The sequence below is a fragment of the Salegentibacter sp. genome (assembly GCF_041642575.1).
Taxonomy (GTDB): domain Bacteria; phylum Bacteroidota; class Bacteroidia; order Flavobacteriales; family Flavobacteriaceae; genus Salegentibacter.
On record NZ_JBEPWD010000011.1, the window covers coordinates 1 to 14,216 of the forward strand.

The following is a 14,216-nucleotide window of genomic DNA, read 5'->3' on the forward strand; positions in this document are numbered from 1 at the left end:
TTTTATTAGCCGAATGGGAAGGGCCCTATGCAGGGGTTCCCGCTTTTGACAAAATGGAAGTTGATCTCGTTAAACCCGCTTTGGAAAAAGCCATGGAAATGCACCTGGCCGAAATTGATGAAATAGCAAGTAATCCAGAGGCCGCCACTTTTGAGAACACCATTGTCCCAATGGAAAAAGCTGGAAAAGAATTAAATAGGGCTTTTACATATTATGGCATTTTTAGCAGTAATATGTCCAGCCCTGAATTCAGGGAGGTGCAGAAGGAACTCTCTCCTATAATCTCAGAATACAGCTCAAAGATCTCCCAGAACGAGGAGCTATTCAAAAGAATTGAAAAAGTCTATAAGGACTCCAAGGAAAACCCTTTGGAAGCACAGGAACAAAGAGTGATCGATTTGATTTATGAGGAATTCGCCATGGAAGGTGCTGCCCTTAATGAAGAAGACAAAAAACGTTATGCCGAGATCAATAAAGAACTTTCTCAGCTGTATACCCAGTTTTCAAACAATGTACTTTCCGAAGAAGAGAATTACGTGGTATACCTGGAGGAAGATCAGTTAGGTGGCCTTCCCGAATCTTACATAAAATCTTCTGCCAGCGCTGCTGAAGAACGCGGAAAACCAGGCAAATATGCGGTAACCAACACCCGCTCTTCTATGGATCCCTTTCTTACGTATTCCGATGAAAGGGAATTAAGAGAGGAAGTTTGGAATAATTATTATTCCCGCGGTGATAACGATGATGAGTTTGACAATAATGAAGTGATCAAGAAGATACTGAAGCTTCGTGATGAACGGGTTGAGCTTTTGGGCTACGATAATTTTGCCGAGTGGAGATTACAAAACCGTATGGCCAAAAATCCTGAAAACGCGATGGAGCTTATGGAAGCCGTATGGCCGGCAGCTCTGGCCCGTGTAGAACAGGAGGTTGAAGATATGCAAGCCATAGCCGATAAGGAAGGCGCCAATATTAAAATCGAACCCTGGGACTATCGTTATTATGCCGAAAAAGTTAGAAAAGACAAATATGATCTTGACAGCGAAGAAGTAAAACAATACCTGGAATTGGGTAATTTAACCGAGGCGCTTTTCTTTACTGCTGAAAAGATCTTCAATTTCGAATTTACTCCCGTTGAAGAAGGATCGGTTCCTGTGTTTCACAAAGATGTAGAAGTTTGGGAAGTAACCGATAAATCTACCGGAGACCTGATAGGGCTTTGGTATCTGGACCCATTCGCAAGACAGGGAAAACGTTCCGGTGCCTGGGCAACCACTTACCGCAGTTATTCTGAGCTAGAGGGGGGAGAACCTGTTTTAGCCTCAAATAACTCTAACTTCATAAAAGCTGCTGAAGGTGAGCCTGTACTCATTTCCTGGGATGATGCCACGACTTTCTTTCACGAATTCGGGCACGCGTTGCACTTTCTAGCCGCCGATGTAAAGTATCCTACTTTGAACGGAGGAGTAAGAGATTACACCGAATTCCAATCGCAGTTACTGGAGCGATGGTTATCTACCGATGAAGTGATAAACCGCTTCCTGCGTCATCATGAAACCAACGAGGTTATTCCTGAGGAACTGGTAACAAAGATCAAGAATGCTTCAACCTTTAATCAGGGGTTTGCAACTACCGAGTTCCTTGCTTCTGCTTTAATGGATATGAAGTATCACACTACCGATCCAGATGAGATCGAACCAAGAGAATTTGAAAAAGAAACCCTGGAAGAATTGGGTATGCCTGAGGAGATCGTGATGCGTCACCGCTCCCCACATTTTGGTCACGTATTTTCAGGAGAGGGTTACGCTACAGGGTATTATGGTTACCTATGGGCAGATGTATTAACCTCTGATGCTGCTGAAGCCTTTAACGAGGCGCCAGGTGGATTCTATGATAAGAATGTTGCTCAGAAACTGGTGAAATATCTTTTCGCCCCAAGAAACGCGATGGATCCTGCTGAAGCCTACAGAAGTTTTAGAGGAAGAGATGCCAAGATTGATGCTCTAATGCGCGACCGTGGTTTTCCGGTTCCTGAAGAAGGAATTCAAAAATAAATTTTTTTCATTCTGATCTAAATCCCGGCTTATCACCGGGATTTTTTGTTTCAGGTAATAATATTTTCAGGATTAAAAAAAAACTTAAATCAGCTCTGTAATTTTATTTTTGAAAAAGTAATAAGTAACTTTAAAAGAAGCTAAAAAACAGAAGCTATGTATGCGACGAAAGAACAAATGATCGAAGAACAGCTAAAGCGAAGAGGAATAAAAGATGAAAAAGTTTTGAAGGCGATGGAAGAAGTAGACCGCAAACTTTTTGTTCCCGAAGAATTTCAGGATAAGGCATACGAGGATGGGCCCTTACCAATAGGAAGAGGACAAACTATAAGTCAGCCGTACATCGTGGCTTATATGGCGCAGGAACTAAAATTAAATCCCAATGATAAAGTGCTGGAAATAGGTACCGGTTGCGGTTATAATGCCGCTGTTTTATCAAAACTTGCCGCCCAGGTTTACAGTATAGAAATTGTAGACTGGCTGGGAGAATTAGCCAAAGAAAACCTTGATAAAACCAATATTAAAAATATTACCACTAAAACCGGGGATGGCTATAAAGGCTGGCCGGAAGAAGCTCCTTTTGACGCAATAATATTAACAGCGGCACCCGCTTCCATTCCTGAACCTCTAAAAGAGCAATTAAAAGAAGGAGGACGTTTGCTAACACCTGTAGGCACTACCATACAACGGTTAATTCTCCTGGAGAAAACAGGTGAGAATACCTTTAAAAAAGAAAGTCTTTTACCGGTAAGTTTTGTGCCCATGACAGGAAAAGCACAATCAGAATAAATGGAAAAGAAAGGAGAAAATTTTCGTGAGGTTACTTTCGCCAAAGACTATTTAGATGCTTTTGCTGAAAGAACCGGAATAGTTGAAGGAAAAGGAGATGCGGCAAATCGCTATCTCTGGACAGATGCTTTTGCGGTGCATTGCATTTTTGCACTTTTTAAATTAACAAAAGATCAAAAATATCATCAAATAGCTTTGCGCCTAATTGATTTGGTGCATTTTCACCTGGGAAGATTTCATCCTGAAGATTCAAGAATCGGCTGGATTAGCGGCTTATCTGAAGAAGAAGGAAAAAATCACCCTACCGCGGGAGGTTTACGCATTGGAAAAAAGCATTTGGAGCGAAATCCTAACGAAGCTTTTCAGGAGCAGTTTGAATGGGAAAGGGACGGCCAATATTTTCATTACATTTCCAGGTGGATTGTAGTTTTACTTCAGGCCCAAAAAGAAACAGGGGATGAAAAATATTTAAATTGGGCGGCTGAATTGTTACTTGCTTCTGAAAAATTTATTTCAGAAGAAAATGGGGAACTAAGAATGTATTGGAAAATGAGCACCGATTTAAGCCGACCGCTTATAAATAGCATGGGCTCCCACGACCCCCTGGAAGGCTTAATTTGCGCAGCCACCATAAAAGAAAATTTACCCAAAAGAAATGACGAATTAAACGCTGTTCTTCAAAATTTTAAAAAACTTTGCACCGGAAAAGATTGGATAACTACCGATCCTCTGGGTATTGGCGGGTTATTGATAACTTCTGTAAGAGCTTCTGCTTTAAAAAACGATGAAGATTTACCATCATCTTCAAAACCACAAAAATTGTTAGAAAACAGCCTTTACAGCCTAAAAAATTTCAGGAGATTTAATTCATTAAATGGTCCAGCAAATCAACGCCTGGCATTCAGAGAGTGCGGATTATCTTTGGGACTTCGGGTTTTGGATGGAGCAAAAGAAAACTCGAAAAACGATATAGCTGCTGAATTTGATGCTTACATTCCCTTAGCAGACAAAGTAGAAAGTTTTTGGGAAAGTCCGGAAAATCAAAAATCTGCTACATGGACTGAGCATTTAAATATTAATTCAATAAGCCTTGCCTCAAGCCTTTTCGCCAAATTTTCTCCTGAATCTTTTGGATAATTTATAAAAAAAACCACCTGATAAAAGGTGGTTTTTACAATATCATAATTTCAGAAAATGCTTAGAACATCTCTCTACCGGAAAAATGGAAAGCACCTTCAATAGCAGCGTTCTCATCGCTATCACTTCCGTGTACAGCATTCTCGCCTACAGAAGTTGCATATTTCTTTCTTATAGTTCCTTCAGCAGCGTCTTCAGGATTGGTAGCACCAATTAAAGTTCTGAAGTCTTCTACGGCATTGTCTTTTTCAAGAATAGCGGCTACAATAGGACCACGTGTCATGAACTCCACCAATTCCCCAAAAAACGGACGCTCCTTATGGATCGCGTAAAATTCTTCCGCATCGGTTTTGGTCATTTGGGTCATTTTCATCGCTACAATTCTAAAACCTGAAGCGGTAATTTGTTCTAATATTCCACCAATATTCCCTTTTTCTACTGCATCGGGTTTGATCATGGTGAATGTTCTGTTTCCTGCCATTTTATGCTTTTTAAATTTTGGGCAAAAATAAGTAATTCTCCTCCAAAAGCAAGCTGATTAATGCTTTATGTGTGGGTACTCCACTTCATACTGCTGAAGCAAGCTATTCCCTTCTCCCCGCATCTCCATTAAAACCCTGTTATTCTTAAAATCGAATTTAAGAAGCCCAAAACTTAGGTCGCTTACTACCTCTCCTACTCTGTACCGATTAGGCTCCCCGCTAAAGCTGGTATAACTATGTGTTAGTCCGCTCGAGGTGAAGTCAACTAAAGGGTAATCAATAGCATCTGTATTCATTTCTGAAAATTCTGAAATATGGCGGTCCCCACTAAGAATTATCACATTGTTTGCTTCAGAACCTTCGATTAATTTGATGAGTTTATTTCTTTCAGCAGGGAAATTCCCCCAGGTTTCAAAACCGTGCTCTTCAGAGATCACCTGGATGCTGCTTAGGATTAAATTGAAAGCAGCCGTGCTGGTTTCCAATTCCTCTTCCAGCCATTCCCACTGCTGTTTTCCAAGGATAGTACCTTCCCTGTTCTCTTCATATCTTTTTCCCGCAGCATCACTCGGGTGCAATTCGTCCCTGAAATACCTGGTATCCAGAATTATTAATTTGATGTTTCCCTGTGGGGTTTCCAGCATTTCGCTGTGATAAACCCCTTCCCTTTCCCGACGGGGATCATCTTGTGCGACACCCATAAAATCGAGGAAAAGCTGCTGACTTTCTTCTTTAAACTCCCATTCTTTTCCGCCGTCGTTTATTCCATAGTCATGATCATCCCAGGTGCCATAAACCGGGATGGAATCGGCTAGTTTTTTATATTCAGGGATATTCTGTTGTATCCTGTAATATTCCTGCATCAGTTGCATATCGGGAGTATCGGCATAGATATTATCGCCGCCCCACACAAAAACATCTGGTTGGTTTTTCAGAATAGGTTCCCATAAGGGTTGCGGGGCTTCCTGCCGGTTACAACTACCAAAGGCCAGCACATAATCATATTCTTCTTCCGGACTAAGATTAGCGGTTTCCGAAGAACTTCCGCAGGAAAAGAGAATAAAAAAAGGTAAAATTCTAAATATTAATTTCATTTTTTGTTGATTTGCTTATATACCAAATTTAGAAAATCAATTATTAGTAAAAGTTAATAAATTGTATCTTTAGCCCTTAGACTATGATAGAACAAAGCATTTTAGAGATTACCGCCGAGCTGGCCAGGGCCAGAGACATAGTTATTGTTCCGCATAGAGGTCCCGATGGTGATGCAATGGGAGCTTCCCTCGCAATGTGGCATTTTTTAAAGGATAAAGGCCACAACCCCAGGGTAATCGCACCTAATAATTATCCCGATTTTCTAAAATGGCTTCCGGGAACAGAGGAAGTGATAATCTATGAAAATGAACAGGAACGCTCTAACCAGCTAATAGCCGATGCCGACCTGGTTTTTACCCTCGATTTTAACGAACTTAACCGCGCCGGAATTATGGTGCAACCGTTAATAGATTCGCAAGCGGTTTTTGTGATGATAGACCATCACCAGGAACCCAGCGATTATGCAAACCATACTTACAGTGACGCCGCTATGAGCTCTACCTGTGAGATGGTATATCATTTTTTAAAGAAATTAAGAGCGGGGAATCATATAAGTGCAGAGATCGCAACCTGTCTCTATGCCGGGATAATGACCGATACAGGTTCTTTTAGATATAGTTCCACCAGCAGCCTTACTCACCGGGTGGTTGCCGATCTTATAGATAAAGGCGCTGAAAACTGGAAAATACACAATAAGGTTTTCGATACAAATTCAGAAAAAAGAATGCAGCTTTTGGGAACCGCTCTGAGTAACCTGAAAGTGATGCCCGAATATAAGACAGCCTATATTAGCCTTTCTCAGGAAGAACTGGATCGCCACGATTTCAGAAAAGGTGACACCGAAGGTTTTGTAAACTACGGGCTGGCCCTGGAAGGTATAATATTCGCTGCTATTTTTATTGAAAACAAACAGGAGGACATTATAAAGATCTCCTTCCGCTCTAAAGGCGAATTCTCTGTAAATGCTTTTGCAAGGCAGAATTTTGAAGGAGGCGGACATATAAATGCGGCTGGAGGAAAAAGCAAGCTCAGCTTGAAAGAAACGCTCGAACGTTTTGAATCCCTGCTTCCGCAGTATAAAGATGAATTAACAAAATGAGAATCGGTTTAATCCTTTTAACACTACTTATGCTGGGCGCCTGTAAATCGCCCGAGGCACGATATCCTGTAAGTCAGAATTCAGGTTCTTACATACGGGAATCGGTAGAAAGAAACCGGGAACTTGTAGCCGCCGAAGAGGAATATATCAAAGATTTGATGGCAGAGGACTCTACAACAGAATACCTTTCCTCCAGTGACGGATTTTGGTATTATTACAATAAAAGATCTACTGATTCTTCCAATACCGAAACCCCTGAGTTCGGGGATCTCGTAAAATTCGATCATAGCATCTCCACCATTGATGGCGAGCCTATCTATGCTGAGGGCGAAAAACCCACCCGGGAATATGCTGTAGATCAGGAGGAACTTTTCAGCGGACTCCGCCAGGGTTTAAAACTCATGAAAGAAGGGGAAACCGTTACTTTCCTGTTTCCATCACACAAGGCTTATGGGTATTATGGAGACAAAAATAAAATCGGGACCAATGTTCCTGTGAAAGCAAAAGTGACTTTACACGATATCAATAAAAATGAATCTAAAAACGACGATTAAATAATGAAAACTACTAACATCTTTATTCTTTTGGCAATGGCTCTAACGCTAGTTGCCTGTAATGACAAATATCCCGATCTGGAAGACGGTCTTTATGCCGAATTTGAAACTAATAAAGGCAGCTTTGTAGCTGAACTTTTTTATGATCAAACACCAATTACCGTAGCGAGCTTTGTTTCCCTTGCTGAAGGAGAAAACACTATGGTAGACAGCACCTATAAAAACAAGAATTTTTATGATGGGATAAGGTTTCACCGAATCATTGACGGTTTTGTGATCCAGGGTGGAGATCCTACCGGCACAGGTTCCGGCGGCCCTGGATACCGTTTCCCGGATGAGGTGAATAGCGAGCTAAGCCACGATTCTAAAGGAATATTATCTATGGCAAATGCAGGACCGGGCACTAATGGAAGCCAGTTCTTTATCACCCTGGGTCCTACACCCAATCTTGACGGAAGACATACAATTTTCGGGAAAATTGTTGACGGCCAGGACGTGGTAGATTCAATCGGAAAAGTAGAAACCGATCCCAGCGACCGGCCTTTAGAAGAAGTGATCATAGAAAAAGTGGAAATCATCAGAAAGGGAAATGATGCCAAAAATTTTGATGCGCCTAAAGTTTTTGAAGAGGAATTAGGCGAACTTAAAGCCGAAGAAGAAGCCGCTGACAAACGTATGGAAGACGCCATGGCAGAGAATTCTGAGAAATTCAGCGCTTTAAAAGAAGAAGCTGAAGAACTTGAAAGTGGGCTCCAGATCTATTTCGAAGAAGAAGGAGACGGTGAAAAGCCGGCTGACGGTCAGATGGTAGAATTAAACTATGAAGGCTATTTCGAGGATGGAAGAATCTTCGACACTAACAACGAAGAACTGTCTCGCGAATTAGGCATTTTCAGTCAACAGCGAAAAGATCAGGGTGGTTATGAACCTATGAGCATCCCTTATGGTCCTGAAGCCCCAATGATCCCAGGCTTTAAAGAAGGTGTTCAGCAAATGAGAGTTGGAGACAAGGCCATTCTTTACATTCCTTCTCATCTTGCATATGGTGAGAACGGTGCTGGAGGCGTAATTCCACCAAATACCGATCTAATTTTCAGAGTGGAATTAGTAGGAATGCAGGAATAAAAATTCAGAAGTATAAAAATTAAAAAGGCTGCCTGATCGGGCAGCCTTTTTTGTTTGGGAAAATTCCTTTATTATTTCTTCGGAATATTCTTTAAAACTTCAATCAAAAACTTCCAGTATTTTTTAGCTGAAGAAATGCTGGCTCGCTCATCGGGAGAGTGAGCTCCACGGATGGTAGGACCGAATGAGATCATATCCATTTCGGGATAATGATTTCCTATGATTCCGCATTCGAGTCCGGCGTGGCAGGCTGCGACATCGGCTTTCTCATTGTTTTGCTTTTGATAGAGCTCATCAAGAACTTTCAGGATAGCAGAATCGGGATTAGGTGCCCATCCAGGATATTCCCCTGAAAGTTTCACTTTAAACCCGGCAAGCTCAAAGGCAGATTGCAGACTATGGGCCAGATCGTTTTTAGAAGATTCTACCGAAGATCTTGTTAGACAATTGATATTTGCTTTCCCATCAGCGATCTTCACACTGGCAATATTATTAGAAGCTTCCACCAGGCCTTCAATATCAGGACTCATTCTGTATACCCCATTATGCGCAGCAGAAAGTGCTCTTATCACATCAAGCTGGTCTTCCACCTTCATCACTTTTGCAGGAACATCTGTTTCAGTGATCTCGATATCAAGGTTGGGTTCCAGGGAAGAAAATTCAGCTTTAATCTCCCTGGCCTTTACTAAAGTTTCATTCAGAAAGGTTTCGGTATTAGACCGGTCAATAGCTACCGTGGCTTTGCTTTCCCGTGGAATAGCATTACGTAATCCGCCTCCGTCAAATTCAGCTAAACGCAATCCAAAATCCTTATTGGAATCGTAAAGCACGCGGGTGAGCAACTTATTGGCGTTGGCAAGGCCTTTTATAATATCCATTCCTGAATGTCCACCCTGCAATCCTTTTACAGTAATTTTGTAGCCCACGGAATTATCCGGAGTGTCTTCCTGTTCATAATCACGAAGAGCAGTAATATCTACACCTCCTGCACAGCCAATCCCGATTTCATCATCTTCCTCGGTATCAAGATTAAGAAGGATATCGCCTTTCAGCATTGATGGATCAAGGTTTTTCGCGCCGGTCATTCCGGTTTCCTCATCTATAGTAAAAAGCGCTTCAAGCTCAGGATGTGCAATGTCTTTACTTTCCAGGATAGCCATCATACTGGCAACTCCCAGGCCGTTGTCGGCGCCAAGGGTTGTTCCTCTGGCCCTCACCCAGTCGCCATCTACATACATTTCGATTCCTGAGGTATCAAAATCGAAATCGGTATCATTATTTTTCTGGTGAACCATATCCAGGTGCGACTGAAGAACGATTGCTTTGCGGTCTTCCATCCCGGCAGTAGCAGGTTTACGGATTAAAACATTTCCGGCTTCATCAACCTGGGTTTCCAGCTGAAGTTTATTTCCGAAGTTCTTAATGAATTCTATAACCCGCTCCTCCTTTTTTGAAGGTCTTGGCACCTCATTAAGGTCGGCGAAATTATTCCATAATTCTTTAGGTTCCAGGTTTCTTATTTCTTCATTCATTGGTTTAATATTTGGTATATTCACAAAGGTATTGGTAATTAGGCAGGAAGGAAAATGAAAAACTTATTTTGACGGAAATTAACCAAAAAGCAAGCCTTCCGGGGATAAATGCTATTTTTGAGAAATAAAGAACCTCAGACAATCAGAAGAAATTAATTTATAATTTATAGACATTCTGATATTATCAATACCGAAAAACTAAATCTCGATTATCGAGTGAAAAGAAAAAGTCTATATATACTTGCCGGACTCCTCCCCGTGCAGATCATAGTTATCGGTCTGTTGGCTGAATACCCATTATTTATAGAGAACTATTATAGTCTTGGAGTCTACCCATGGATCTCCCGATTTATGCGATTTCCTTTGGGCTTTCTCCCTTTCAGCCTCGGCGACTTTTTATATGCAGTTTTGGTTTTAATGCTGCTGAGATGGATCATCCGAAGATTCAGAACCAGATTTCGAAGTCCCCGAAAATGGATCATAGACGGGCTTGCAGCCCTTTCGGTGATCTATGCCTGTTTTCATATTATCTGGGGGTTTAATTATTACCGGCTGCCGCTACACCAGGCCCTGGAATTAGATCCTGATTACACCACCGAAGAACTTATAATTCTTTCAGAAAACCTTATTTCCAGGTCTAATGAACTGCACGAAGAACTCTCTGCAGATGACTCTCTGGCTATAGAAATCCCATATTCCAAAAAGGAATTGTTTGAACAAACTATTGTTGGATATGATCACCTTAGCCGGGAATACCCCGAACTCACCTATAAAAATCCGAATTTAAAACGATCGCTTTACAGTATTCCGCTCACTTATATGGGATTTAATGGTTACTTGAATCCGCTTACCGGGGAAGCCCAGGTCAATACCCAGATCGTGAAATTCAAGCTCCCAACAACTGCCAGCCACGAAGTTGGTCATCAGCTGGGTTTTGCCAAGGAAAACGAGGCGAATTTCATAGCCTGTCTGGCCACCATGAACCATCCAGATATTTATTTCAGATATTCCGGATATACTTTTGCCCTGCGTTATAGTTTAAATGAATTGTACCGTAGGGACAAGGAGAAATTTGAAGAGCTCAAGGAAAAGATCCGACCCGGGATCCTGGCGAATTACCGTGAAGTAGACGATTTCTGGATAAGGCATCAGAATCCTTTTGAGCCTTTATTCCTAGCTACTTATAACCGATACCTGATGGCCAATAACCAGGCTGAAGGAATGAAGAGCTACAGCTATGTGGTTGCCCTTCTGGTGAATTATTTTTCAGAAGAGAAAAATACCGGCCCAACAGGAACGGGCTTTTATTAAAATTTTCTTATTTTACCGCCTTTTTCTAACAAAATTTTTACATTCTTATTAAACCCTTACATTTTATGAGATTAAAATTTCTACTATTTGTATTCCTTGCGGGCGCCCAGCTTCAGGCCCAGGAGTACTTTCCCAAAAATGATGGCGTAAAGACCACAAAAACGGGTACTACCGTCTTTAAAAACGCCAGAATTCATGTTAATCCTACTACCATTATTGAAAATGGGATGTTTGCCATTAAAGATGGCAAGATCAGCGCGGTGGGAAAAAATATTTCAGTGCCGGCTAACAGCCAGACCATTGACCTGGAAGGCAAAGAAGTCTATCCTTCTTTTATTGATCTTTACAGCGAGTTTGGTGTTGAGAAACCAAAAGCGGCGGGCAATGGCAACGGCCAGCCACAATATGACGCGAGCAGGGAAGGCTATTACTGGAACGATCATATTCGTCCCGATAATAACCCGCTTTCTGCTTTTAGTTTTGATAAGGATAAAGCAGGAAAACTACATAAAGCCGGATTTGGAGTTGTTAATACTCACCTTGCCGATGGAATTATCCGTGGAAACGGAATGCTGATCGCATTAAATACCGACGGAAGTGACGGCGATAGGATTCTAAAACAACGCTCGGCGCAATATTTGTCTTTCGATAAAAGCGCAACTTCCCGGCAGTCCTACCCTACTTCCAAGATGGGTGCGATGGCGCTTATACGCCAGGCCTATTATGATGCCGAATGGTATGCAAAAGGAAAAGCAGACAACAAAGATCTTGCTTTAGAAGCTTTAAACCGCAATAAAGATCTCCTGCAGATCTTCGCAACCGATAATCTTCTGGATGAACTCAGAGCCGATAAAATTGGCGATGAATTTGGAATTCAGTACACCATCCTGGGAAGCGGATTTGAATATGAAAGTCTTGATGAAATTAAGGAAAGCGGAGCCACTTATATTGTGCCCCTGGAATTCCCCGATGCTTACGATGTGGAAGATCCATTTATGGCTTCAAAGGTAAGCTTGCACGATATGAAGCGCTGGAACCAAGCGCCGGCAAACCTAAAAATACTGGCAGAAAACAATGTTCCTTTTACTTTAACCACCGAGGGAATAGATGCTGAAAAAGATTTCAGAAATAATTTATTAAAAGCTGTGGAATACGGACTAAGCAAGGAAGATGCTCTTGCTGCATTAACCACCGTTCCTGCCGGACTTTTGGGCGAGGAAAACAGTCTTGGAACAATTAAAGAAGGTGCCTGGGCGAATTTTATCATAACTTCGGGTGACTTTTTTGACAAGGAAACCAGCATTTACGAAAACTGGGTTCAGGGAAAAAGAGCTGTTCTTGAAAATATGAACGTCACCAATATTAAGGGTGATTATGAGCTGGCTGTTGACGGAAATTCTTATGATGTAAAGATCTCCGGAGAACCTGCTAAGCCTAATGCCGAAGTTAAAATGGGCGACACCAAAATAGGTTCGAAGCTAAGTTTTGTTGACAACTGGATGAACCTGTTGCTCTCTTCTCCAGATACCACTAAAACCGAATATATCAGACTGGTGGCGAATGTACCTTCAGAAACCGATAGAATTTCAGGAAAGGCGATTCTGGCTAACGGGAATGAAACCTCATTCACAGCGACCAAAAAAGACGCTGAAGTCACTTCCGAAGAAAAGAAGGAAGAAGCTAAAGAAACCCCTGAAGTAAAATCGGTAAGCTTTCCGAATAATGCCTACGGTTTTACTGAGAAACCAAAACAGGAAGATATCCTTTTCACCAATGCTACGGTTTGGACCAATGAAGAAGAGGGAATCCTGGAAAACACCGATGTTCTTGTGAGGAACGGAAAGATCTCCAGAATTGGCCAGGATCTTAATGCTCGCGGTGCGAAGGTGGTTGACGCTACAGGAAAACACCTTACCTCGGGAATTATTGATGAACATACGCATATTGCCGCCTCTGCGATCAATGAGGCCGGGCATAATTCTTCTGCGGAAGTTTCTATGGAAGACGTGGTTGACCCCACCGACATCAATATATACCGAAACCTGGCGGGAGGTGTGACCTCGGTCCAGCTCTTACATGGTTCAGCCAATCCTATTGGCGGACGTTCAGCGATACTGAGGCTTAAATGGGGAGAATCTGCTGAAGATTTGATCTTTGAGGATTCGCCTAAGTTCATCAAGTTCGCACTGGGTGAAAACGTAAAACAATCTAACTGGGGCAGCCGTTCCAGGTTCCCGCAATCACGTATGGGAGTGGAGCAGGTTTTTACCGATTACTTTACCCGCGCCCGTGAGTACGAGCAGAACAAGAAAAACGATAAGGATTACAGAAAAGATCTTGAGATGGAAACCATCGTAGAGATCCTGAATATGGACCGTTATGTTTCAGCGCACTCGTACGTACAAAGCGAGATAAATATGCTGATGAAAGTTGCTGAAAACTTCGATTTCAACATCAATACTTTCACTCACATCCTGGAAGGTTACAAATTAGCCGACAAGATGGAAGAACACGGGGCCGGCGGCTCTACTTTCTCTGACTGGTGGGCCTATAAGTATGAGGTTAACGACGCGATTCCGTTTAATGCGCCAATCATGCACAGCCAGGGCGTAACCGTGGCCATTAACAGTGACGATGCTGAAATGAGCCGAAGATTGAACCAGGAAGCAGCAAAAAGCGTGAAATACGGAGGAGTTTCCGAAGAAGATGCATGGAAGTTTGTCACTCTTAATCCGGCGAAATTGCTTCATATCGATGACAAGGTTGGTAGTGTAAAAACCGGTAAGGATGCCGACCTGGTTTTATGGAGCGACCATCCGCTATCGGTTTATGCTAAGCCTGAAAAAACACTCATCCAGGGAACAGTTTATTTTGATATTGAAAGAGACCAGGAAATACGGGAAAGAATTTCCGAAGAAAGAAATGAACTCATCACCCAGATGCTGAAAGCCAAGAATAACGGCGTAAAAACCCAGCCGGTAGCCAAAAAGGAAGAACAACACATTCACTGTGACTTCCTTGAAGAAATCCACTAAAAT

The 14,216-nt window shown here is 42.1% G+C and carries 11 protein-coding genes; 8 read left to right on the forward strand and 3 right to left on the reverse strand.

Annotated elements, in window-relative coordinates:
* The 3 genes from ACESK1_RS03530 to ACESK1_RS03540 form a co-directional block, all read left to right on the forward strand.
* Positions 1–2,054, forward strand: a 2,054-nt coding sequence (locus tag ACESK1_RS03530) for a M3 family metallopeptidase (RefSeq protein ID WP_372917991.1), incomplete at its 5' end; no start/stop codon positions are given.
* 156 nt (positions 2,055–2,210) lie between these two features.
* The gene (locus ACESK1_RS03535) at positions 2,211–2,843 is read left to right on the forward strand and encodes a protein-L-isoaspartate(D-aspartate) O-methyltransferase (protein WP_372917993.1); all 633 of its coding nucleotides are present in this window, start codon (positions 2,211–2,213) and stop codon (positions 2,841–2,843) included.
* On the forward strand, positions 2,844–3,980 hold the full coding sequence (locus ACESK1_RS03540) for a hypothetical protein (protein WP_372917995.1): 1,137 nt from the start codon (positions 2,844–2,846) through the stop codon (positions 3,978–3,980).
* Positions 3,981–4,041: 61 nt separating this feature from the next.
* Here ACESK1_RS03540 and ACESK1_RS03545 read toward each other — a convergent pair whose 3' ends face one another.
* Complete coding sequence (locus ACESK1_RS03545; RefSeq protein WP_372917997.1) at positions 4,042–4,461, reverse strand: nucleoside-diphosphate kinase; 420 nt, start codon at positions 4,459–4,461, stop codon at positions 4,042–4,044.
* Positions 4,462–4,518: 57 nt separating this feature from the next.
* Complete coding sequence (locus ACESK1_RS03550; protein ID WP_372917999.1) at positions 4,519–5,556, reverse strand: alkaline phosphatase D family protein; 1,038 nt, start codon at positions 5,554–5,556, stop codon at positions 4,519–4,521.
* Positions 5,557–5,639: 83 nt separating this feature from the next.
* Between ACESK1_RS03550 and ACESK1_RS03555 the strand changes: the two genes are divergently transcribed.
* The 3 genes from ACESK1_RS03555 to ACESK1_RS03565 are packed head-to-tail and all read left to right on the forward strand — an operon-like array spanning position 5,640 to position 8,335.
* A complete protein-coding gene (locus ACESK1_RS03555) occupies positions 5,640–6,656 on the forward strand; it encodes a bifunctional oligoribonuclease/PAP phosphatase NrnA (RefSeq protein ID WP_372918001.1) in 1,017 nt (338 codons plus the stop codon).
* Positions 6,653–7,210, forward strand: coding sequence for a gliding motility-associated peptidyl-prolyl isomerase GldI (gene gldI / locus ACESK1_RS03560; protein ID WP_372918003.1), 558 nt, complete (start codon positions 6,653–6,655; stop codon positions 7,208–7,210). The genes ACESK1_RS03555 and gldI overlap by 4 nt, the downstream gene beginning before the upstream one ends.
* 3 nt (positions 7,211–7,213) lie before the next feature.
* The gene (locus ACESK1_RS03565; RefSeq protein ID WP_372918005.1) at positions 7,214–8,335 is read left to right on the forward strand and encodes a peptidylprolyl isomerase; all 1,122 of its coding nucleotides are present in this window, start codon (positions 7,214–7,216) and stop codon (positions 8,333–8,335) included.
* A 71-nt stretch (positions 8,336–8,406) separates the two neighbouring features.
* Here the strand turns inward: ACESK1_RS03565 and ACESK1_RS03570 are convergent, their stop codons facing one another.
* A complete protein-coding gene (locus ACESK1_RS03570; RefSeq protein WP_372918007.1) occupies positions 8,407–9,867 on the reverse strand; it encodes an aminoacyl-histidine dipeptidase in 1,461 nt (486 codons plus the stop codon).
* A gap of 216 nt (positions 9,868–10,083) precedes the next feature.
* On the opposite strand from ACESK1_RS03570, the gene ACESK1_RS03575 reads away from it, so the two are divergent.
* Both ACESK1_RS03575 and ACESK1_RS03580 read left to right on the forward strand, forming a co-directional pair.
* Positions 10,084–11,178 (forward strand): DUF3810 domain-containing protein, encoded by a 1,095-nt coding sequence (locus tag ACESK1_RS03575; protein ID WP_372918009.1) that lies wholly within the window; start codon positions 10,084–10,086, stop codon positions 11,176–11,178.
* A gap of 65 nt (positions 11,179–11,243) precedes the next feature.
* A complete protein-coding gene (locus ACESK1_RS03580) occupies positions 11,244–14,213 on the forward strand; it encodes an amidohydrolase family protein (protein ID WP_372918011.1) in 2,970 nt (989 codons plus the stop codon).
* Positions 14,214–14,216 lie beyond the last annotated feature (3 nt).